The 19,993-nt window shown below is 69.2% G+C and carries 21 protein-coding genes and 4 pseudogenes; 12 read left to right on the forward strand and 13 right to left on the reverse strand.

Features of this window, described 5'->3' with window-relative positions:
• Nucleotides 1–17: 17 nt before the first annotated feature.
• A complete protein-coding gene (locus tag CG747_RS40275) occupies nucleotides 18–1,121 on the reverse strand; it encodes an alkene reductase (protein ID WP_100606856.1) in 1,104 nt (367 codons plus the stop codon).
• A gap of 118 nt (nucleotides 1,122–1,239) precedes the next feature.
• On the opposite strand from CG747_RS40275, the gene CG747_RS40280 reads away from it, so the two are divergent.
• Nucleotides 1,240–1,845 (forward strand): TetR/AcrR family transcriptional regulator, encoded by a 606-nt coding sequence (locus tag CG747_RS40280; RefSeq protein WP_100606857.1) that lies wholly within the window; start codon nucleotides 1,240–1,242, stop codon nucleotides 1,843–1,845.
• Between the two features lie 149 nt (nucleotides 1,846–1,994).
• Here the strand turns inward: CG747_RS40280 and CG747_RS51165 are convergent.
• Both CG747_RS51165 and CG747_RS40290 read right to left on the reverse strand, forming a co-directional pair.
• Nucleotides 1,995–2,430, reverse strand: a pseudogene (locus CG747_RS51165) (aldo/keto reductase); the annotation flags it as partial.
• Complete coding sequence (locus tag CG747_RS40290) at nucleotides 2,414–2,800, reverse strand: hypothetical protein (RefSeq protein ID WP_100606858.1); 387 nt, start codon at nucleotides 2,798–2,800, stop codon at nucleotides 2,414–2,416. The pseudogene CG747_RS51165 and the gene CG747_RS40290, both read right to left, overlap by 17 nt.
• 38 nt (nucleotides 2,801–2,838) lie before the next feature.
• Between CG747_RS40290 and CG747_RS48530 the strand changes: the two genes are divergently transcribed.
• Nucleotides 2,839–2,976 (forward strand): hypothetical protein, encoded by a 138-nt coding sequence (locus CG747_RS48530; RefSeq protein ID WP_180985924.1) that lies wholly within the window; start codon nucleotides 2,839–2,841, stop codon nucleotides 2,974–2,976.
• Between the two features lie 6 nt (nucleotides 2,977–2,982).
• Here the strand turns inward: CG747_RS48530 and CG747_RS40295 are convergent, their stop codons facing one another.
• Both CG747_RS40295 and CG747_RS40300 read right to left on the reverse strand, forming a co-directional pair.
• Nucleotides 2,983–3,993, reverse strand: a complete 1,011-nt coding sequence (locus CG747_RS40295; RefSeq protein WP_100606859.1) for an aldo/keto reductase — start codon at nucleotides 3,991–3,993, stop codon at nucleotides 2,983–2,985.
• A 551-nt stretch (nucleotides 3,994–4,544) separates the two neighbouring features.
• Nucleotides 4,545–4,961: a hypothetical protein gene (locus tag CG747_RS40300; RefSeq protein ID WP_100606860.1), complete on the reverse strand. Its 417-nt coding sequence runs from the start codon at nucleotides 4,959–4,961 to the stop codon at nucleotides 4,545–4,547.
• Nucleotides 4,962–4,998: 37 nt separating this feature from the next.
• On the opposite strand from CG747_RS40300, the gene CG747_RS40305 reads away from it, so the two are divergent.
• On the forward strand, nucleotides 4,999–5,202 hold the full coding sequence (locus CG747_RS40305) for a hypothetical protein (protein WP_146022244.1): 204 nt from the start codon (nucleotides 4,999–5,001) through the stop codon (nucleotides 5,200–5,202).
• 15 nt (nucleotides 5,203–5,217) lie between these two features.
• Here CG747_RS40305 and CG747_RS40310 read toward each other — a convergent pair whose 3' ends face one another.
• Nucleotides 5,218–6,171 carry a hypothetical protein gene (locus CG747_RS40310; RefSeq protein ID WP_146022245.1) on the reverse strand — a complete coding sequence of 318 codons (954 nt, stop codon included), beginning with the start codon at nucleotides 6,169–6,171 and terminating at the stop codon, nucleotides 5,218–5,220.
• 50 nt (nucleotides 6,172–6,221) lie between these two features.
• Between CG747_RS40310 and CG747_RS40315 the strand changes: the two genes are divergently transcribed.
• From CG747_RS40315 to CG747_RS40345, 6 genes and pseudogenes are all read left to right on the forward strand, one after another.
• The gene (locus tag CG747_RS40315; RefSeq protein WP_100606863.1) at nucleotides 6,222–6,458 is read left to right on the forward strand and encodes a recombinase family protein; all 237 of its coding nucleotides are present in this window, start codon (nucleotides 6,222–6,224) and stop codon (nucleotides 6,456–6,458) included.
• A gap of 604 nt (nucleotides 6,459–7,062) precedes the next feature.
• Nucleotides 7,063–7,848, forward strand: a complete 786-nt coding sequence (locus CG747_RS40320; RefSeq protein WP_100606889.1) for a thaumatin family protein — start codon at nucleotides 7,063–7,065, stop codon at nucleotides 7,846–7,848.
• Nucleotides 7,849–7,865: 17 nt separating this feature from the next.
• A complete protein-coding gene (locus CG747_RS40325; protein WP_100606864.1) occupies nucleotides 7,866–8,738 on the forward strand; it encodes a glycoside hydrolase family protein in 873 nt (290 codons plus the stop codon).
• A gap of 44 nt (nucleotides 8,739–8,782) precedes the next feature.
• Nucleotides 8,783–8,974, forward strand: a pseudogene (locus CG747_RS40330) (hypothetical protein); the annotation flags it as partial.
• 571 nt (nucleotides 8,975–9,545) lie between these two features.
• Nucleotides 9,546–10,175 carry a hypothetical protein gene (locus tag CG747_RS40340; RefSeq protein ID WP_146022246.1) on the forward strand — a complete coding sequence of 210 codons (630 nt, stop codon included), beginning with the start codon at nucleotides 9,546–9,548 and terminating at the stop codon, nucleotides 10,173–10,175.
• Nucleotides 10,176–10,474: 299 nt separating this feature from the next.
• Nucleotides 10,475–10,942, forward strand: coding sequence for a DoxX family membrane protein (locus tag CG747_RS40345; protein WP_100606867.1), 468 nt, complete (start codon nucleotides 10,475–10,477; stop codon nucleotides 10,940–10,942).
• A gap of 347 nt (nucleotides 10,943–11,289) precedes the next feature.
• On the opposite strand, the pseudogene CG747_RS40350 reads toward CG747_RS40345, so the two are convergent.
• A pseudogene (locus tag CG747_RS40350) lies at nucleotides 11,290–12,099 on the reverse strand (IS5 family transposase); the annotation flags it as partial.
• A 248-nt stretch (nucleotides 12,100–12,347) separates the two neighbouring features.
• On the reverse strand, nucleotides 12,348–13,316 hold the full coding sequence (locus CG747_RS40355) for an alpha/beta hydrolase (protein ID WP_100606868.1): 969 nt from the start codon (nucleotides 13,314–13,316) through the stop codon (nucleotides 12,348–12,350).
• A 367-nt stretch (nucleotides 13,317–13,683) separates the two neighbouring features.
• On the opposite strand from CG747_RS40355, the gene CG747_RS40360 reads away from it, so the two are divergent.
• Both CG747_RS40360 and CG747_RS40365 read left to right on the forward strand, forming a co-directional pair.
• Nucleotides 13,684–14,415: an SDR family oxidoreductase gene (locus CG747_RS40360; RefSeq protein WP_100606869.1), complete on the forward strand. Its 732-nt coding sequence runs from the start codon at nucleotides 13,684–13,686 to the stop codon at nucleotides 14,413–14,415.
• Between the two features lie 31 nt (nucleotides 14,416–14,446).
• Nucleotides 14,447–14,887 (forward strand): cupin domain-containing protein, encoded by a 441-nt coding sequence (locus tag CG747_RS40365; protein ID WP_100606870.1) that lies wholly within the window; start codon nucleotides 14,447–14,449, stop codon nucleotides 14,885–14,887.
• A gap of 450 nt (nucleotides 14,888–15,337) precedes the next feature.
• Here CG747_RS40365 and CG747_RS40370 read toward each other — a convergent pair whose 3' ends face one another.
• Complete coding sequence (locus CG747_RS40370; RefSeq protein WP_100606871.1) at nucleotides 15,338–16,189, reverse strand: alpha/beta fold hydrolase; 852 nt, start codon at nucleotides 16,187–16,189, stop codon at nucleotides 15,338–15,340.
• 101 nt (nucleotides 16,190–16,290) lie between these two features.
• Here CG747_RS40370 and CG747_RS40375 point away from each other — a divergent pair, with 101 nt between their 5' ends.
• The gene (locus CG747_RS40375) at nucleotides 16,291–16,704 is read left to right on the forward strand and encodes a helix-turn-helix domain-containing protein (RefSeq protein ID WP_100606872.1); all 414 of its coding nucleotides are present in this window, start codon (nucleotides 16,291–16,293) and stop codon (nucleotides 16,702–16,704) included.
• Nucleotides 16,705–16,824: 120 nt separating this feature from the next.
• On the opposite strand, the pseudogene CG747_RS40380 reads toward CG747_RS40375, so the two are convergent.
• The 4 genes and pseudogenes from CG747_RS40380 to vdcB form a co-directional block, all read right to left on the reverse strand.
• Nucleotides 16,825–17,441: pseudogene (locus CG747_RS40380) on the reverse strand (DUF317 domain-containing protein); the annotation flags it as partial.
• A 153-nt stretch (nucleotides 17,442–17,594) separates the two neighbouring features.
• Nucleotides 17,595–17,834, reverse strand: coding sequence for a non-oxidative hydroxyarylic acid decarboxylases subunit D (locus CG747_RS40385; protein ID WP_100606873.1), 240 nt, complete (start codon nucleotides 17,832–17,834; stop codon nucleotides 17,595–17,597).
• Nucleotides 17,835–17,867: 33 nt separating this feature from the next.
• Nucleotides 17,868–19,295, reverse strand: a complete 1,428-nt coding sequence (locus CG747_RS40390) for a non-oxidative hydroxyarylic acid decarboxylases subunit C (RefSeq protein WP_100606874.1) — start codon at nucleotides 19,293–19,295, stop codon at nucleotides 17,868–17,870.
• 29 nt (nucleotides 19,296–19,324) lie between these two features.
• Nucleotides 19,325–19,918 (reverse strand): non-oxidative vanillic acid decarboxylases subunit B, encoded by a 594-nt coding sequence (gene vdcB / locus CG747_RS40395; protein WP_100606875.1) that lies wholly within the window; start codon nucleotides 19,916–19,918, stop codon nucleotides 19,325–19,327.
• Nucleotides 19,919–19,993 lie beyond the last annotated feature (75 nt).

Genomic DNA, 19,993 nt, shown 5'->3' on the forward strand with positions numbered 1-19,993 from the left:
TGTGCTCCTGGGAGGCGTCAGGCCGTTGCGGGCTGCAGGGCGGGGTAGTCGGTGTATCCGGCGCGGCCAGCGGCGTAGACGGTGCTCCAGTCGATGTCCGCGAGAGGGGCTCCGGCGGCGAGGCGGGCCGGCAGGTCGGGGTTGGCGATGAACGGGCGGCCGAACGCGATGACGTCGGCCAGGCCGTCCTCCACCAGGCGGGCCCCGCGTTCGCCGGTCATGCCCGTGTTGGCGATCAGCGTCCCGTCGAACAGCGGGCGGAAGTGGGCGAACATGCCGTCGCCGGAAAGGTGCTGGAGCGGAGTTCCGGTGAAGTCGGACTGGGCACCCATCAGCAGCAGGTGCGAAAGACCCTTCAGGCGGGAGATGACGTACTCGGCCGTGGGTAGCGTCTCGTCGTTGGCCTGGAACGGCCCGGATTCGTGCATCGGGCTCAGCTTGATCCCGGTGCGCTGCGGGCCGACGGCGGTGGCGACCGCGTCGACGATCTCCAGCGTCAGGCGGGCCCGGTTCTCGATCGAGCCGCCATAGGCGTCGGTGCGCTGGTTGGTGGCCTTGTTCAGGAACTGCGCCGGCAGGTACAGGAAGTTCGCCAGGATCTGGACGCCGTCGAATCCGGCCGCGATCGCGTTGCGGGCGGCGGTGGCGTAGTCGGCGACGGTCTGGTGGATCTCGACCAGGGACATCGCCCTCGGGGTGACGGTCGGCACCCGGCCCGCCGCGGTGACGCTGCGCTGGACGGGGTCGACGGCCGAGGCGGACACCGGCAGGGCTCCGGCGCGCAGGTCCGGGTGGGAGATGGAGCCCATGTGCCACAGCTGGGCGATCATCCGGCCGCCCGCGCCGTGCACGGCCTGCGTCACCCGGCGCCAGCCGGCCACCTGCTCCGCGCTCCACAGGCCGGGCGTGTTGTGCCAGCCGAAGCCGTCCGGGCTGACTGCGGTGGCCTCCCCCACGATCAGCCCCGCCGTGGCCCGCTGGGCGTAGTAGGCGGCCTGCAGGTCGGTCGGGACGTGGCCGGGGTTGTCGGCCCTCATCCGGGTCAACGGGGCCATCGCGATCCGGTTCGGCAGTTCCAGGTCGCCCATGCGGACCGGGGTGAACATCGGGGCGAGGTTCATGAGGATCTCCTTCTCCACTCAATGACAATGTCGCTCGACATTGTTTTATGCCCGGCGCCGACCTTTGTCAATGTCGAACGACATCGTCTAGGCTCGTGCGCGGAGAAGGAGGTGCCCGATGGGGGTTTCCAAGGAGCAGGTGGCGGCGAACCGACAGGCGATCGTCGCGGCCGCCGAGACGCTGTTCCGCCAGCGCGGGGTCGAGGCCGTCGGACTGGTCGAGCTGATGGCGGCCGCCGGCATGACCCGTGGCGGGTTCTACAACCACTTCGCCTCCAAGGCGGCGCTCGTGGACGAGGTCGTCGCCCAGGCCATGGCCAAGGGGGAGCAGAACCTGGCCGCGCTCCTGGAACACTCCCGACAGCAGGGCCGCGATCTGCTGGACGGCCAGATCGACTGGTACCTGTCCCCGGAGCACCGCGCCGACGTGGACCACGGCTGCCCCAACTCGGGCTTCCTCGGTGACGCCCCCCGGCTCAACGACGACGCCCGCAACGACTACACCGCCGGGCTCAACACCAACATGCGCCTGTTCGCCGAAGCCGTCCGGGAGGCCACCGGCCTGAGCGAGGAGGACGCCTGGCAACGCGCGCTCGCCCTGTTCAGCCAGATGGCCGGCGCCCTCCTGCTCGCCCGCGCGACCGCCACGACCGACCCGGACCTCTCGGACCAGCTGCTCGCCGCCGCGCGCCAGGACCTGCACGCCCGGGCCCACCACAGCTGAGACGTTGCCGCCGGCGCGCGGGGCCCAGAAATTCGGGCGTGCGGAGCACGCAATGAATGAGGAGCCCCTGGCCATGGGGCAGGAGCTCGGCGTGGCCGGGGCAACCCACAGGATGCTTCGCGGCGCGGGCCGCTGGGTTGAACGGCTCGGCTGAGTGCCTGGAACTCGGTGTCACTCAGGGCGATCCGCGCTGCGTGAGTGTTCTCCTCGACGCAGGGGACGCCGGAGGTGCCGGGAATGGGCAGCATCACCGGGGAGCATCGCAGCAGCCAGGCCAGGGCCAGCTGGGAGGGGCGCATCGTAGGTCTTGGCGAGCGTGTCCGGAGGACCTCCGGAGCGTGCGAGCTGACCGGTTGCCATGGGGAACCACGGGATGGCCATGACTACGTCCGGCCTGGTTCGGGGCCGTCCGCGGCGACGTAGTACACGGAGGCCGGCCATGACGTCCATGAAGGTGGGTGCGTCGCCCGCTTGGCCGCCGGTCAGGACGAACGCGAGGGGACGACACGGCCGTCGGCAGCAAGACGGATCTTCGTTGTAGGAGATTCCGCGGGTAGCGGACAAGGCGTCATGGTCGGCGGGCTGGCCGTGTGTCCCAGCGTTGGCTGGTCCGGGCTTCGCGGATGAGGCGCCGGATCACGATGATCGCGGTCATCGACGCCAGCAGTGCGTTGATGACGACCGCTCGACGTTCCGTGCAGGACGGGGTGAAGTTGAAGCCGCGGCTGTACCAGGAGTTGGTGCGCTCGACGACCCAGCGGCGAGTGTGGTTGATCGGGATCACGATGCCCTTGGGCCGGATCCGCCACTCGCAGCCGAGATCGGTCAGCGGTTTGCGGGTGACCGTGGAGTCGTGGCCCGCGTCAAGGTGCACCGTGATCTGCTCAGGCAACGCGAGCTCGAAACGCCCGAGCTTCAGGAGCAGTCGGTGGACGTCAGCTGCTTCGGTGCCCACGGGCACGTTCCGCTGCGCGTGGCCCTGCTGCTGGCGCGGTGGCGGGCATCCTGCTCACCGCGCTGGCGGGCAGCGCGCGGATCATGCAGTTGCGCGCGACCGCCCGCGAGCACCGCCGGGCCGACCACAGGGCCGTGAAGGCCGAGGCCAAGGACTCGTCGAAGACCCGGCGGTAGCCCGGACTACCGGGAGCCCGCCACAGGCTGCGGCTTGTAGAAGGACTCCTCCAGGTAGGCGGCCTCGTGCGGCTGGTAGGGCTCCTCCAAGTAGGCGGCCTCGTCTTCGTCGAGTTCGACGTCCACCGCGGCGACCGCGTCGGCCAGCTGGGCCGGCTTGGTGACCCCGACGATGGGCGAGGTCACCACCGGGTTGCGCATGACCCAGGCCAGGGCGACCTGGGCCGGGGACAGACCCCGCTTGCCCGCGATCTCGTGGACGCGCTCGGCCACTGCCTGGTCCTCGTCGCGGTAGAGGATCTTGCCGCCCTCGTCGGTCTCGGCACGCGCCGTGGCGGTGTCCCGGGCCCGCGTCAGCCTGCCCCGCGCCAGCGGGCTCCACGGGATCACGCCGATGCCCTGGTCGGCGCAGAGCGGGAGCATCTCCCGCTCTGCTTCTCGGTGGATGAGGTTGTAGTGGTCCTGCATCGACACGAACCGGGTCCAGCCGTTCAGGTCAGCCAGGTACAAGGCCTTGGCGAACTGCCAGGCGTGCATGGAAGAGGCTCCGATGTAGCGGACCTTCCCGGACTTGACCGCGTCGTGCAGCGCTTCGAGGGTTTCCTCGATCGGGGTGTCGTAGTCCCAGCGGTGGATCTGGTACAGGTCGATGTAGTCGGTCCCCAGTCGCTTCAGGGAGGCGTCGAGCTCGGCGAAGATCGCCTTGCGGGACAGCCCGGCGCCGTTCGGGCCGGGGCGCATCCGCATCCAGACCTTGGTGGAGAGAACGACCTCCTCGCGCCGGGTGAAGTCCTTGACCGCCTGGCCGACGATCTCCTCGCTGCTTCCGGCACTGTACCCATTGGCCGTGTCGAGGAAGTTGACGCCGCCCTCGAGGGCCTGCTTGATGATGTCCCGGCTGGCGTCCGCGCCCAGCGACCAGGGCTCGCCGCCCCGGTCCGGCTCGCCGAAGCTCATGCAGCCGAGGGTGATGGCGGAGACTTCCAGTCCGGTTGTTCCGAGTTTGCTGTATCGCATGCTTCCGAACGTAGGAGTTGGAGTGCGCTCTAACGCAATACGTCTCGCTCCGGAATTCGGAGGCGTGGGGCATGTGCGCCCTGTCAGGTTTCGACCGTTTCGGCCAGACGTACCAGAGAACCCAGTGGTAGCGAGTAACAAACTGTCAATTCTCCGCCGAGCGCACTACTTCACCATGCGGGCCGCCATCAACCGGAAAACCTCGGCGCACCGGGAGGCCGTAGAAGCCGCTGAGACCACGCCATCCCCCACTGTGTCAGCGGACGAGCTTCTCAAGCGCTGGACATCGGGCACATTGCGTCAACGCCGCGCCATCGTCGAGCGCTACCTGCACCACATCGTGGTCCAACCGCCCCGTCCCGCCACGTTCCGAACCGCCGATGTCGTCAAGGAACGCCTCGCTCCGCACTGTCGAGTTGGCACGGGGGCAGCTCGGACGGCGTTGTCGGCACAGTCAGGGTGTGGACGTCGGCCGACAGAACACAGCATTCTCGGCGGCCCTCCCTGACTGTGTCGATGAGCGGTCCCGGCTCCGCAGTGCCGGCCGTCGTTCAGGGCTCGGACCGGATATGTGCTCCCAGTCTTACTAGGTCGGTGACCAGGTCCTCGTAGCCGCGTACGAGATGTTCGGCGCCGTGCACCCGGACCTGGCCGGGCACCGCGAGGGCGGCGAGCAGTAGGGCGGCTGCGGCGCGGAGGTCGCCGCCGGCCACGGACTGATCCGGGCGGTTGGGCGGGCAGCCGCCGCGTATCCGGGCCCGGGCTTCGGTCACCTCGATGTCGGCGCCGAGCCGTCGGAGTTCCGGGACGTGCGTGAAGCGGCGGCGCCACACGGTTTCCCGGAGGTGCGAGACACCCGGTGCGAGCGTCGCCAGGAGCATGAAGAAGGGCTGGCTGTCGCTGTAGATGCCGTGCGAGGCGACCGTGACGTCGACCGGCGCGTTCGGTGGTTCGCCGGTCAAATCCATGGTGTCTGCTGTGGGTTGCCAGTCCAGGGTCTGGACCGTGTTCCGGCTGCGGACCGGTGCGTGGCTGGCACACCGGGCCGGTGACCGCTTCCTGACACGGGAGGCGTTCAAGCGCGTCCACAGCGCGGTCTTCGACGGCGCCCGGTTCGAGGAGGCACCCAACGGCTACGCAATGTTCTGGCGCTGCCCCCGTGCGGAAGCCGGACCAACCGACCCCGCCCTGCCGATGGACGTGCGCTGAAGGCGCAGCCGTCAGTCACAGGCCGACGCCCAGCGCGACGGCGACCGTGGCGAAGTCGGTGGCGTAGCCATGTCCGCCGTCTCCGGCGAAGTGCAGCGCGACGATCTCGTTGGCATCGTTCACCACTACCGATCCCGAGTCGCCGTGCCGGGACCACACTCCGCACGGATTGAGGCCCAGGTCGGGCAGCATGGCGATGGACGTCTGCCCGAGCATCCACCACAGCACCGTGCCGCCTTCGTCTCTGACTTGGTAGCTGCCGAGTGTGCCGTCGACCACGCCGTGGCTGAGACGCGTCTTGTAGCCCCGCTTGCGCACCCGGTCGCCGAGGTGCGGTGAGCCGAAGCCCGTCACGGTGCCGAGGTCGGCTATCTCGCCCACGTTCGCCATCCTGCCCTTGTTGATCGCGAGGTCGACCGAGCAGGTGGCCGCGTCGAACTCGCCGGACACCCCGCCCATGCCGGGCGTCGGGAAGAACGCCGGGCTGCTGGGAATCTCACAGTGCTGGACCGTGCCGAGTTCTTCGAGGCCCGATGGCGGATCGGTGTGCGGGGCGGGTTGCTGGAGCACGTCCGGCATCCCGCAGATGACGTGGGCGTTGCTCACGCCGACGGGGTCTCCGCTGGCCCTGTCGCGCAGGATGCAGCCGAGGGTTCCGGCGGTGGCCAGGCCGCCCGTCGTGGTCCGCGGGCCGATCTGGATCCCGCCGACGAGCGGATCGTGCTTCGCCTCATCAGATGCGCATCCTTGCTCGGCAACCGGGTCGCCGAGCACCAGCAGCACGGGGAATCCACCGATGGTCTCCGGTAGCCCGCCGGGTGGGTGGTCCGGGTCACTGACCAGGATCCGCATCCTCAACGACTCCCCCGAGGCATCGAGCCCGATGTCGACGCCGTTCACTCCGTCGACTGGGAGGAGATCGGCGAGGCTGTCGGAGAGCGCCTGGGACATTTCCTGTGGCACATCCATGTCGCCCACCCCGGACGCAGGATCGTCGGAACACTCACGTCCCTTTCATCGTGCGCCGATGGCGTCCGCCGTGCATCTGGGGCAGCCTTACCACCCGACTTAAGATCACCAAAGCCGACGGCACCATCGACTGGATCGTCCTACGGCCCGAGTTCCGCCAGCTGCTCGCCGACCTCGCCCTCGGCATGATCGACGGCGCCACCTTCTACGACCTCGACCGGCTCGATCGCCAGCCACGAGACCTCGAAGACCTCATCGACATCGTCGAGTACGTCAAACGACGGTGACCGGAGCCACCGGCGGTCGAATGAACCTGATCAACGACAGCGGCCGCCACATGGGCCGCATTGAATGTGCATGACGGCGCTCAATTCCTCCGAGAACACCGCGGGCCGGTACACGAACCGGTCGCGGCACACCCCGCCGCCTCCCCTCCCCTGGCCGGAAACGGATCTCGTCCATTGACAGGCGCGGAGACGACGGCTGATATGGGCCCGTCGGAATCCCGCACGTACTCCTGGGACTTCCGCGCCCGGGGATGGCAACGTTGCCATCCTGCACGACCCCACCGATGATCGGCCGCGTCACCGTCCGCCTACCGCTCCCGCATCCACCGGCCCCCAACCGCCCAAGTCCTGCCACGCGCAACCGATGTGCCCTCGTGGCCAGGGCCGTGGCAGGCCCCGCTCTGTCCTCCCGGCGCGCCGCAGGCGCCCGGCTCCGGCTCGGCCGGGACCGCGGCCACCGCGACGCACTCCGGCCGCCGCACGCCACGCCGACGTTCGCCCCGCCCACCCACCGACGTGACCGACCCGGCCCCGCCTCCCCGCCTCCCCCCACACATTCGACGGAGGAGCTTTTTTGCGCAAGGCTTTGAGCACTCTGACGGCCATGATCGCCGTGGTCGCCGCGCTACTGGTGCTGGTCCCGTCGCATACGGACGCCCGGCCCCAGGCGAAGACGGCCACGGATACGGCGCTCGACGGCGCCACGCCGGCCGCGGCCACCGTGGGCGCCCACACGGTGACATTCGTCAACAGCACCGGCAAGAAGATCTGGGTCGGCAGCGCCGTCAACGCCGATGGTTCCAAGAACTTCGGGTCGTTGCCGGTCCTGGACCCCGGGCAGTCGGCGACGGTCACCGTCCCGGAGGACACGGCCCCCGGCTACTGGCGCGGCAAGTTCTTCGCCCGCATGGGGTGCAGCGGCGCGTCCGGCAGCAGCTTCCACTGCGAGCTGGGCGACTGCGGCGTCTTCGCCGACCACTGCGCGCCGGATACCGGTGAACAGCCCGTCAGTCTCGCCGAGTTCAACTTCGACAGCGGCGACGGCCTGGCGCCTTGGTACAACGTGAGCTACGTCAACGCCTTCTCCGTGCCGATCACGATCACGCCCACCGAGGTGTCCGGCTCCGGTGGCGGCTGCGGCGAGGTGGGCTGCGCCGAGGATCTGCTGCCGAAGTGCCCCGCGGACAACCTGACGCGGTGGGACGACGGCACGCCGAAGTTGTGCACCAGCCCGAACCGCGACGCCAAGACCCCCTACAGCGACATGATCGCCACCAACTGCCCGAAGGCGTACGGCTGGTCGGGGCAGGACCAGGAGCCGGGCAACCAGGTCATGCAGCAGTGCAGCCGGTGCAGCGGTTTCACCGTCGAATTCCACCGCGGCGCCTGACCGGACGGGAACACACCATGCGCAGAAGAAGCATCCTCACCGCCGCGCTGGCGGCCCCGCTCGCGCTCTCGGCCGCCGGCCGCGCCGCGGCTGCCCCGGCCCCGGACGGCACCCCGGCAACGGCCACAAACCGGATCACGGTTCCGGACGCCGCCGACGTGAAGAAGAAGGGCGTGAGCGCCTGGAACTTTCCCGGCGACGCCCAGGCCCTCGCCGATTCCAGGGCCGGCTGGTTCTACACCTGGTCCTCGGGCCGGTCCGGGATCGCCGCGCCCGACGGCGTCGAGTTCGTCCCGATGATCTGGGGGCCGGGCTCGGTGACCGACGACGAGCTGAACCAGGCCAAGCAGCAGGGCACGACCCTGCTCGGCTTCAACGAGCCCGACCATCCGGGGCAGGCGACCATGCCCGTGAACCAAGCGCTCGACCTGTGGCCCCGGTTGCAGTCGACGGGCCTGCGGCTCGGCGCGCCCGCGGTGGCCACCGGCGCGGACACCGCCGGCGGCTGGCTCGACCAGTTCCTCCAGGGCGCCGCCGGCCGCGGCCTCAAGGTCGATTTCCTGCCCGTCCACTGGTACGGCGCCGACTTCAACGCCGCCAACGCCACCAGCCAGTTGCGCGGCTACCTCCAGGCCACCCACGACCGCCACCAGAAGCCGCTCTGGCTCACCGAGTACGCCCTCATCGACTTCTCGTCCGGCACACCGCGGTACCCGACGCAGACGGAGCAGGAGGCCTTCGTGCAGCAGTCGACGGCCATGCTCCAGGGCCTGCCGTTCGTCGAGCGGTATGCCTGGTTCACGCTCTCCACCAGCCGCGGCGACGGCACCGGACTGTACAACGGCACGACCGCCACGCAGGTGGGCGCCGCCTACCGCGCGGCGGGCTGAACCGCAGCCCTGCCCGCATTCCCGCTCGATAACTCCCCTTCAACACCCGGGTGAAGGTCACCAACAACGCAAACGGCTCCTCCCTCATCGTCCGCATCAACGACCGCGGCACCTTCACCCAGACCCCGCAGGAACCCAAGTGCCTCGACCTCACCGACGGCGCCTTCCAACGCCTCGGCGGCGTCATCGACCCCGACCAGGGCCACATCGAGGTGACGGAGGAAGTGCTGCCGTAGGGGCCCCACCACCGACGCCGGCGCGACCAGGGAAGGACAGCCCGGACAGCTCCCAGGCCGTGGGGAAGCTCAAGCGGCTGGCCGAACCGGGATCCTGACCGAGCCCGAGCAGGCATTGTTCACCCAGCCACGGCCATAGCCACCCGGAGAGGCCACTGCCGGCCCGGCAGACCCAGCCAAAAGCGCGAAACGGGCAGAACGCCGCTCACCGCCCTCCCGGAGTCCCTCCAGATGGCGTCAGGGATCAAGGCGAGAAGGCGTCGCTGATTGGTGAACCGCAAGCACGCCCTGCGGATTTCCACCTTGGTCGCTACGTCACGACAGGAGGCACACCCTGCTGCGCTCACTCGCCGTCGAGGTGTAGGGCGACCAGGAGGGTGAGTTCCGGCGTGAGGGCATGACTCACAGCGCGCGTGATGACGTGAGGCAGACGCCCCGGACGGCCGTGCAGGCAACCCTCGACAGCTGTGAGCACGATGACGGCATCCAATTGCCCGAATATGTCAAAAAAATACGGAAACATGCGCCTTGGCCCCCTTTGCGGGGGTCCGCTGGTACTACGCTGGCGGCCGTGACCCCTGGGCCTGGATTCCGCCTCGCACGTGCTGCTGTCTTCGCGGCGGTGTGTGTGGTGGCGTCGACTCTGGGGCACGCGCTGATGTCCGGTCAGGCCGTGCCCGTGTGGGTGGTGGCGTACGCGTTCGCCGCGACCATGGCGGGCTCGTGGTGGCTGACCGGGCGGGAGCGCGGCGCCCTCGTGGTCACCGGCTCCGCCGTGGCTGCGCAGGTCGTGCTGCACACGGCGTTCAGCCTGTGGCAGTCGCCGACGGAATCCACAATGTCTGCCCCCATGACCGCGCACGACGGCATGGCCGGCATGAGCGGAATGTCCGGCTCCGTGGGCATGGCGACCGCCGGACACTCGTGGTCCCTCGGCATGGGGCTCGCGCACGGCCTGGCCGCGCTGATCTGCGGGTTGTGGCTGTGGCGCGGTGAGGCGGCGGCGTTCCGCCTGTGCCGGTCGTTGGCCGCCTCTGTCTTCGCACCGCTGCGGCGTGCTCTGCAGTCATTCGCCTATGTCGGCCCGGCCTCCCCTGTACGTCCCGGGGCCGTTTACGGTCCCATTCGGCGGCTGCGCGCGTGGCCGCTGCGATACGCCGTCTTCCGCAGGGGCCCGCCGGTACGTCCGGTCTGCTGCTGACCGCTTGTCCCCTCACGCGGGTCGATGGGCGGATTGCCGACGTGCGCGGATGCCCGCGCGCCGGCTCAGTGCCAGCTGATAGCTGGGGGGGCAGCGCCGAGACCACTGCCGGATCGAACCATCATTGCGGTTTCGATCGTCAAGTCTGGGCTGTCGGCGGTAGCCGAAGGCCCGGAACCTTCATGCCGGGACCACTCGCCGGTTGTGCGCCGTGGTGATTCCTTTGGGGACTCGCATGGCGAAACCGGCTGTGAAGATCTTGGAAGGCGAATCGCCAGATGTCGAGATTGAGAAGAAGCATGCCGTCACTCACCTTCGCTCTGCGCCAGCTCAACCGTCATGGACTTCTCGCCCTGCGCTTGTCCCTCGGGATGGTCTACGTATGGTTCGGGGCCCTCAAGGCAGCTGACTCCACCCCCGTGGGCCAGCTCGTTCGCGATGCCGTGCCGTTCACCACCCCGAGCTGGTTCGTGTCTGCGGTGGGCATCCTGGAAATCGTCGTAGGGCTCTGGTTCCTGTCGGGACGTCGCCTCATGTGGTTGCTGCCGCTGTTCGCCGCCCACATGCTCAGCACCTTCAGCGTTCTGGTCTTTCTCCCGGGAATCGCCTTCCAGCACGCCAACCCCTGGCAGCTGACGATGACTGGCGAATTCGTCGTCAAGAACCTCGTCCTGCTCAGCGCCGGGCTCTTCCTGTGCAGCCGCCCGGGCACATCCCGAGGAACCGAGCACGACATGAGGGCAGCCGTGCGAGCTCTCAGGGTGTGAACTACGAGCTGCTCCGCACAGCCTTGTCCCATCCGGCTTTCACCGGCACCTGCCGCCAACACTTCGGCGATTTTCTGCTCGAAGAACTCGCGTCACGCGGGGAAGCGGCGTGCGCCCGGCAGATCTCGGCCCTGCCGACGCCGTCTACCTGCCAGGCCGGTTCGGGGCATTCCCCGGTGAGCAGCAGGAGCCTGGTCAGCCCGGCTGTTCGGGACGCCGCACGACGTGCGGAGCGCCCCGGCACAGGGGGCGTGGAGCAGGACGGCCCCGCTGGGCGTGCCGTCGATGGTGCCTCCGGCGACCGCAGCACCGTCGAGCAAGGCATGGTTGTCCGCGGTCCGGGCCGGCCTTGCGGCCACCGCCCGGAAGCCCTTCAACGCGTTGATCGTCCGCTCAACTTCGTTCCTGGCGCTTGTAGATCGTCTTGTCGAAGCCGGCGGGCCGGCCGCCCCTGCTGCCCCGGCGTCGGCGGTTGGCCCGCTGGTTCCTCGGTTCGGGGATGGTGTGCTTGATCTGGCGTCGTCGCAGGTAGCGACGGTTACGGAGGGACGAGTACGCCTTATCGCCGCCGAGGTGGTCGGGCCGGGTGCGCGGATGCCCGCCGCCCAGCCGACCGACGCGGATGCGTTCCATGACCGGGATGAGCTGAGGGGCGTCGCCCCACTGGCCCGGAGTGATCAGCAGGGCCAGAGGGCGGCGCCCGCCCTCACCGGCGAGATGGATCTTGCAGGTCAGGTCGCCCCGGGAGCGTCCGAGTCCCTCGTCAGGGCGATGCTGCCAGGGGTGTGCGCCGTTCCCCAGTACTCGCGGCGCTGTTCTGCGGGCCCGGCGGCGTGCTGGTGGGCCCGGCAGGAGGTGGAGTCCACGCTCACCATCGACCAGTCGATGCCGTCTTCCGCGTCGGCGTCGGCCAGTACGGCCGCGAAGACCCTGTCCCACGTGCCATCCGCCGACCAGCGTCTGTGCCGCTCGTGCACGGTCTTCCAGGGACCGAAACGCGCGGGCAGATCCCGCCAGGGCACCCCGGTGCGCTGCCGGTACAAGATCTCGTTGATGATCCTGCGGTGGCTGGCCCAACGGCCACCGCGCTTCCCGGACTCCGGCAGATGCGGCTTCAGCCGGACCCACTCCGCGTTCGACAGATCTCCCCACCCCATGGCGTGCGAACGACCCGAGACCACGACGGTCACAAGATCCGCCGGACAGGGCCCAAGCGACATCCACGTCGCCGCCGCGCCGCGACACCGTCCCCGGGCCCTGCCGACGCCCGAGCGGCTGCCGGCCGTGCAGGCCGTGCAGCAGTTCGTGAACCAATCACCGTGGGGGTGACGTGCTGGACCGGCACCTGTACCGCCTGCGGCCGCCCCCTGCCGACATGCAGAACCAGGACCTGACGCGGCGCCACCTAGACCTGGGCTGTTCCGAGGGCGTTGCGGAGGAACGCGGTGGCCTGGTCGATGGCTCCGCGAGCGGCTTTGGACTGGCTCAGCGAGTTGAGCATCATGAAGTCGTGGACCGTGCCGTCGTAGCGCACGGTGGTCACCGGCACGCCGGCTGCTCGGAGCTTGGCGGCGTATGCCTCGCCCTCGTCGCGGAGCACGTCGGCCTCGTCGACGATCAGCAGGGCGGGCGGCAGGCCGGTGAGCTGGTCGATGGCGGCGCGGTTGGGAGATGCGGTGATCTCCGCGCGCTGGTCCGGGTCGATCGTGTACGCGTCCCAGAACCACTCCATCAGCTTGCGGCTCAGGTAGTAGCCGGTGGCGAACTGGTCGTAGGAATCGGTGTTCATGGCCGCGTCCGTGACGGGGTAGTACATCGACTGCTGTACGAACGTGACGTCGCCGCGTTCCTTGGCCATGAGGGCGAGTGCGGCCGTCATGTTTCCGCCGACCGATTCCCCGGCCACTGCCATGCGCTGTGCGTCCAGCCCCTTGGTCGCACCCTCGCGGACGATCCACTGCGCGGTGGCGTAGCCCTGCTCGATGGCCACGGGGTAGTGCGCCTCGGGCGACGGTGTGTACTCCACGAACGTCACCGCCGCACGGGCGCCGACCGCCAACTCGCGCACCAGGCGGTCGTGCGTGCCGGCATTGCCGAGTACCCAGCCACCGCCGTGCATGTACAGCACGACGGGCAGCGTCCCAGTGGCACCCCGCGGCTTGACGATGCGGACCCGTACGTCGCCCACGGCGGCGGGAACGGTGACCCACTCCTCGTCGACGGGCAGCTTGTCGACCGGTGCGGCCTGGAGGTCGTCGAGGACCTTGCGCGCCGCGGTGGGTTCCAGCTCGTACAGGAACGGGTGTTGCGAGGTCGCGTCGGCGATGTCCTGTGCCTCGGGCTCAAGGACGATCGATGCGGTCTGAGCAGCCATGGGAATGCTCCCTGGGGTCCGAGTAACGCATGGTGACGAGCGCAGCCGGCTGGAGAGTGTGCGCTGCGGTCGGGCTGTTCGGGTGCCCCTCCCGACGGCCGGCACGGCGAGCCGCCCGAGTCCGCTCCCGACCATCGTATGTTCGATCGAGCCGGACCGCTTCGGCTGCTACGGGCCGTGCGGCATGGGTGACCTGACGTTGGCAGATCGCTACCGAGCCAGAGCACCACCTGGTGTGCCGCCTCGGAGCTCAGCAGCACGGGTACGTCACGGGGCGCCGGCTCTCCAGGCACGGCCCGGGTGCGCCGCACACCGAGCCGTCGCAGGCTGGGGGCATGACCCGGCGGTACGCGACGAAAGGTGACCGATGAAGTTCGCAGTGATCGGCGGTACGGGCCTGATCGGATCGCAGGTCGTGAAGAAGCTGAACGCGGCAGGGCACGAGGCCGTGCCGCATTCCATGTCCACGGGCGTCGACGTGGTCACTGGGAAGGGTGTGGAGGAGGCGGTGGCCGGCGCCGACGTCATCGTCAATCTGACCAATTCCCCGACGTTCGACGACGCCTCCCTCGCGTTCTTCCAGACCTCGATGGAAAACCTGTTGGCCGCCGGCCAGAAGGGCGGGGTCGGGCACGCCGTCATCCTCTCGATCGTCGGCACGGACCAAGTCCCCGGCCTCGCCTACTACCGGGCCAAGGCCCTCCAGGAGGACATCCTCAAGGCCGGGCCGGTCCCGTACTCGATCGTGCGCGCCACCCAGTTCATGGAGTTCGTCGCCGCGGTCCTGTCGTGGACCACCGAGGGTGACGTCGTCCGTCTGCCCGCCACCCCGATCCAGCCGATCGCCGCCCAGGACGTCTCCGACGCCGTCGCCGAAGTCGCCGCGGGTACCCCCCTGAACGGCACTCTCAACGTCGGCGGGCCCGACGTCTTCGCCCTAGACGACCTCGGACGGATCACCCTGAACGCCCGTCCCGACGGTCGCAGCGTCGTCACCGACGGCACGGCCGGCATGTTCGCCGCCGTCAGCGGCGACGTTCTCACCACCAAGGGCGACGCGCGTATCGCCCCCACCCACTACACGGACTGGCTCTCCTGACCCAGCCCGCCTACCGCAGGAGGCCCCACCCATGGCGAACGACGAACCGACGGCGGGCGGCGCCGGGAGCCGGCCACGCTCGGAAGCGTGGAAGACGGCGCTCACCGTGCTGCAGTCGGCGAAACCGCCGTTCGTTCCGGAGGGGGCAGAGGCGATGACGGTTCTCGTCGCCTTCCCTCCCGGTGATCCCGGCACCCCTCCCCACCGGCACTCGGGACCCGCCTTCGGCTACATGCTGGAGGGGGAGATGCTCTTCGAGCTGGAAGGCGAGCCCGAGCGGGTGATCAGGGCCGGGGAGACGTTCTGGGAACCGGGTGGCGATGTCATCCACTACCAGGACGGCAACAACCGGACGGACTCCTGGAGCCGATTCCTCGTCACCATGTTGTGTGCGCCCGGTCAGCCCATGCTCACCCTGGTCGACGACGAGGAGCTGGCCCGACGTCGACACCTGCGAGCTCCAAGGGCTTGAACGAGACCGCAGCGCTTTCCCCAGGGCCCGCCCTGAACCGCATTGGCGGTGGTCCGGGAACTGGGCATCGGCTTCGTGCCCTACTCGGCGCTCGGCCGCGGCGCTGTGACCTGCAGCTTCTGCAACACCGTCACCCACGTGCCGGCGCTCTGCCCGCATCGGAAGGGGGTGTGCGCGGTCTCCCGCGGACCGTAACGCTCGGGCACATCCCGCCCGGGCGAGCAGCATCACAGCTTCCGGGGCTGGTGCCCGTCTGGGGTACGGGCCCGGCGATCTGCAGCTGCGCTCCCGCGAATTGACGGAACGCCACCTCCGCCCGTGTTGGCCACGAGCCCGCGCCCCTGCGTGGTGTCCATAGGCGCAGAGCAGATCGTTGCCCACAAAGCGTCAGGTAAAAAGGTAGTCAAGGCCCCATAGGGCGTGTATCGAAAGTCAGCCCTCCGGACCCGGTCACGTTGCTTTCGCGTCCTCACCGGCAAGGAATGAACGCAGCAGCGTGAGTAGGGCGCGCGGCCGGTGCAGCGGAATGATGTGGCCGCAGTCTTCGATGACGTGTCCGGTGAGATCGTCGGTGATCGGGCGGAGCTGGCGTTCCAGTGCCGCACCGACGGGCCGGGCGCCCAACGTCATCGTTGGCACCGTCAGGCGGGCAGTGGCGACCGCCTGCTCGATCTGTACCGCGCTCTCGGGCAGCGCCCGGTAGTACGAGAACGCGCGGTTCAACGCCTGGCGGCCGGTGTATGCGCGGACGAAGGCGTCCCGGAGGGCGGGGCGCACCCCGTCGCCGAGCGTGCCAGTGCTCAGAAACCAGTCGACGTAGGCGGCCTCGTGGCCCTCCAGTACGGTCTCGGCAAGGCCGGGCGCGGCGGAATGGAAGCCGAACCACCACGGCGGCCCGTCGGCAAGGAATTCCTCGGCGCCGGGCAGCCTGCCCAGAACGGACTCCATGACGACCAGGCGCCGGACGAGACCGGGGCGGCGCAGGGCGAGGAGGAAGGCCGGCGCGGTGCCCGCGTCGATGCCCACCACCGCAGCCGAGGACACGCCGAGCGTGGTGAGAAGCGCCGCGGCGTCCTCGGCCAGGGTTCCCGCGTCGTACCCGGAGGCGGTCCCGCTGCTCGCACCGAACCCGCGCAGGTCCGGCGCGATGACGCGGTAGCGGCTGGACAGGCCGGCCATGACGTCCGTCCACAGCTCCCAGGTGTGCGGGAAACCGTGCAGCAGCAGGACGGCCGGGCCCGATCCAGCGAGGGCGACGTTCAACTCGACACCGTTGACGGGGACGCGCCGCAGCTCGGGCATGGAGAGGCTCCCAATGTGGTGAGGAATAGTGACCACGTCACGCTAAGGAACTACCCTGGTTCCCCCAAGACGGCACTTTCCCTTCAGGTGGTGAGCCCTGAGTGACCACATCGAGGCCCGGCGAACCCAGCCGGCGGCCCGGTGAGCGGGGTGATTTGCTGAATCCGCTCTGCCCGACCCGCCAGTTGCTCGACCGTATCGGCACCAAGTGGACATCGATGGCGGTCAAGGTGCTGGCCGAGGAGGCGCCGGACGAGCTCCGTTTCGCGGAACTGCGGCGCCGTATCTCCGGCATCTCACAGAAGATGCTGTCCGTCACCCTGCAGAGCCTCGTCCGCGACGGCCTGGTCGCGCGCCGAGTGGAACCCACCGTGCCACCCGCCGTCCACTACCGGCTCACCGAGCTCGGCCTGTCCCTCGAAGGACCGCTCTCCGCTCTGCGGGTCTGGGCCGAGACACACATGCCGGAGATCGACCGCAGCAACCAGCTCGCCGACGAGTCACCCCCCGACTAAGGCGTGGATCGAACGTGCCGGTCACAGCCACTCGTTGATGGCCGCGACAAGAACGGTCGCCTCGTAGCGGACCGCGACGGAGGGCCGGGCTTCACAGGGCCAGACAGGCAGTTCCAGTGCTCAGCCGGCGGGGGCCCGAAGGAGCCGTTCCCGGGTGCTCTCGGGCAGCGCCTGGCGCAGCACCGGTGCGGTGGAGCTGATGGCGCGGGCGAATGCGGCAACGAGGTCATGCGGCACGCTGGAGCCGAAGGAAGCGGCCCACAAGATCGGTGCGCCCAGGGCAGGTTCGGCCCACGCCTGCCAACCGTACGGTCGCGCGTCGTCGGCTTCCGTGGTCAGGAAGCGGGTGTCGGCGTCCTGGATGAGCGGTGGCATCTCGCCCAGGTCGAGGTGGGACGTGAAGGTCGGGTCCACTGCTCCCACGCCGGGCTGGTCGGCGTCGCGGAGCCAGCCGTGTGCGGTGACGGCGTCGAGGACCATCTCTGGCCCGGCGGCCGGCACGGTGGGGTGGTCTCGCACATCGAGCGCGACGAGGAAGTCGGCCAGGGCCTCGCCGGGAATGTCGGGATGAAGTAGGCCGACCACGTCGCGGTCGGAGTCCCGGTCTCGGCTCGGGCGGAGACCTGCCAGGCGATCGGCCGCTCCCCCAGCTGGAACGGCTCGTCCGCCAAGACCCACTGAGCCCAGCGAAGGCCGTCGGGGCTGATGTGCAGGACGGTGCTGCGCAGGATCTGGCGGGTCCCACCGCTGACCACGGTCCGCCACCACTGGCGGAGACGGTGTCCACTGCGCCGCGGCTGCTCGTCCGCCTGGGGTGTCGGGCGAGCAGCCGGACGCGACGCGGACCGAGCTGTCGACGCACCTGGTGGTGTGCGGCAGCACTCAAGGTGCTACTTGAGAAGCGGCGGCATCTCCGGGACCTCGATCGCGTTCGCGATGTCGGCCGGCGTCAGCTTGAAGTTCTCGGGGTAGGTGTCGCGCCGCGTACGGCGGGCGGGCTCGGTCGTACGCCAGGTGTACAGGCAGCGGCCGCACTGGAGCACGTCCCACACTCCGGGGACGGGTGAGGTGGCGAGCCGAGCGACCGTCTCGAAGGCACAGCGGGGGCACTCAACAGGCAGATTGTTCATAGGTCTGTCCTTTCAAGAGATCGGGGAGGTTGTTCAGGCACAGTCTGCGATCATGCTTTGCAGCCGGGCCGCCCACTGCGCGGTCTCCGGCAGGTCCTTGGCGGGCGTGGAGAAGTTGCCCCGGACGTCCGGCGAGACCGGCGTCGTCGCATCGATGATCATCTTGCTCGTGATGCCGGCGGGCTGGGCCGCCGGGGCCAGCTCCAGGACGGACAGGTTGGGGATGACGACGACGTCGTCCTTCGGGTTGACCTTGGCCGACATCGCCCACATGACCTGCGGCAGGTTGAAGGGGTCCACGTCCTCGTCGACGAGGATCACCTGGGACACGTAGCCGAGTCCGTGCGGTGTTGTCATGGCGCGCATGCCGACGGCCTTGGCGAAGCCCCCGTACCGCTTCGCCGTGGAAATGATCACCATCAGGCCGTGCGTGTACATGGCGTTGACGGCCTTCACCTCGGGGAACTCGGCGCGCAGCTGCTTGAGCAGCGGCACACACGTGTTGGGGCCGACGAGGTAGTCGCACTCGGTCCATGGCATGCCGAGGTAGAGCGATTCGAAGATCGGGTTCGTTCGGAACGAGACGCGGTCGACGCGGATGACGGGCATGCGGCGCCCGCCCGAGTAGTGGCCGGTGAACTCGCCGAAGGGGCCCTCGATCTGCCGCTTGCGCGACTCGATGACGCCTTCGATGACGACCTCGCTGCCCCACGGCACGTCGAAGCCGGTGAGCGGCGCGGTGGCGATCGGTGCGGGCGCCCCGCGCAGTGCGCCGGCCATCTCGTACTCGCTGTCGTCGTAGGCCATCGGCATCCCGGCGACGATCGCCATCACCGGGTCGTTGCCGAGGGTGATGGCGATGGGCAGGTCCTCGCCCTTCTCCTCGGCCTTGCGCAGGTGCTGGGCGACGTCGTGCATGGGGACAGGCTGGAAGGCGAGCCGGTTGGCGCCGATCACCTGGATGCGGTACGTGCCGACGTTCTGCTTGCCGAAGTGGTCGGCATCCTCGGGGTCGCGGGAGACGACGGCGGCCTTGTCGAGGTAGAAGCCGCCGTCGCCGTCGTTGAGACGGAACAACGGGAGCACCGAAAAGAGGTCAACATCATCGCCCTCCTGGGTGTTCTCGCGCCAGGGTGCGTCCTCGCGGCGCTCGGGCGCAACGGGGAAGGCGTCCCAGCGACGCGCGAACGTCTCCACCTGCTCCTTGACCGAGGTGTTCCTCGGCAGCCCGAGCGCGAGCGCGTGGTTGGCCCAGGAGCCGTGCACGTTCATGGCGATCCGGGCGTCGGTGAAGCCCTTGACGTTGTCGAAGTAGAGGGCGGGGGCGTTCTCGCCGATGCGGCCCGTCGCGTTGGCGGCGGCTGCGAGATCGGGCTCGGGCAGCACCTCCTCGGTGATGCGCAGCAGCTGCCCCTCCTTGTCCAAGGTGTCGAGGAAGCTGCGCAGATCGTCATAAGCCATGGGGAACTCCTTTGCGGGGGTATCGGACTTCAGGCGACGTCGCGCGAAGCAGTGCGGGCCGCGCGCATTCCGGCCCAGCGCTTGGCGGCGGGCGCGGGCAGCTCGAACTGGTCGAGGATGCGGGCCACCACGTGGTCGACGATGTCGTCGACGGTGCGCGGATGGTTGTAGAAGGCGGGCATGGGTGGCACCAACTGCACGCCCATGCGGGCAAGTTCGAGCATGTTCTGCAGATGGATCTCGTTCAGCGGGGTCTCTCGCGGGACGAGGACGAGCCTGCGCCGCTCCTTCAGTACGACATCGGCGGCGCGCGCGACCAAGCCCTCCGCGTACCCGGTCCTGATCCCGGCAAGGGTCTTCATCGAACACGGCACGATCACCATGCCGTCCGTGCGGAAGGAGCCGGAGGAGATGGTGGCGCCCTGGTCGTCGGGGTGGTGCGTGACGTCCGCCAGCGCGGATACCTCTGCCACGGACAGGCCGGTCTCCAGCTCGATCGTCGTGCGCGCCCACCGGGACAGGACGAGATGCGTCTCCACGTCCGGCAGCTCGCGAAGATTCTCCAGGAGCCGGACACCGAACGGGGCGCCCGTTGCCCCGGTCATTCCCACGACCAACCGCACAGGACCACTCCTCACACGTTGCTGACCTGTGCTTTCACGCTAAGAGGCGGTCCGGCCGCGGCGGCGGTACGCTCG

This window comes from Streptomyces sp. CB02959, from assembly GCF_002803155.1.
Taxonomy (GTDB): Bacteria; Actinomycetota; Actinomycetes; order Streptomycetales; family Streptomycetaceae; genus Streptomyces.

Bases quoted from the DNA above. Each gene is read 5' to 3' on its own strand.
- CG747_RS40275 (WP_100606856.1), bottom strand. From the start codon at position 1,121: ATGAACCTCGCCCCGATGTTCACCCCGGTCCGCATGGGCGACCTGGAA.
- CG747_RS40280 (WP_100606857.1), top strand. From the start codon at position 1,240: ATGGGGGTTTCCAAGGAGCAGGTGGCGGCGAACCGACAGGCGATCGTC.
- CG747_RS40295 (WP_100606859.1), bottom strand. From the start codon at position 3,993: ATGCGATACAGCAAACTCGGAACAACCGGACTGGAAGTCTCCGCCATC.
- CG747_RS40300 (WP_100606860.1), bottom strand. From the start codon at position 4,961: ATGGATTTGACCGGCGAACCACCGAACGCGCCGGTCGACGTCACGGTC.
- CG747_RS40310 (WP_146022245.1), bottom strand. From the start codon at position 6,171: ATGGATGTGCCACAGGAAATGTCCCAGGCGCTCTCCGACAGCCTCGCC.
- CG747_RS40320 (WP_100606889.1), top strand. From the start codon at position 7,063: ATGATCGCCGTGGTCGCCGCGCTACTGGTGCTGGTCCCGTCGCATACG.
- CG747_RS40325 (WP_100606864.1), top strand. From the start codon at position 7,866: ATGCGCAGAAGAAGCATCCTCACCGCCGCGCTGGCGGCCCCGCTCGCG.
- CG747_RS40345 (WP_100606867.1), top strand. From the start codon at position 10,475: ATGCCGTCACTCACCTTCGCTCTGCGCCAGCTCAACCGTCATGGACTT.
- CG747_RS40355 (WP_100606868.1), bottom strand. From the start codon at position 13,316: ATGGCTGCTCAGACCGCATCGATCGTCCTTGAGCCCGAGGCACAGGAC.
- CG747_RS40360 (WP_100606869.1), top strand. From the start codon at position 13,684: ATGAAGTTCGCAGTGATCGGCGGTACGGGCCTGATCGGATCGCAGGTC.
- CG747_RS40365 (WP_100606870.1), top strand. From the start codon at position 14,447: ATGGCGAACGACGAACCGACGGCGGGCGGCGCCGGGAGCCGGCCACGC.
- CG747_RS40370 (WP_100606871.1), bottom strand. From the start codon at position 16,189: ATGCCCGAGCTGCGGCGCGTCCCCGTCAACGGTGTCGAGTTGAACGTC.
- CG747_RS40385 (WP_100606873.1), bottom strand. From the start codon at position 17,834: ATGAACAATCTGCCTGTTGAGTGCCCCCGCTGTGCCTTCGAGACGGTC.
- CG747_RS40390 (WP_100606874.1), bottom strand. From the start codon at position 19,295: ATGGCTTATGACGATCTGCGCAGCTTCCTCGACACCTTGGACAAGGAG.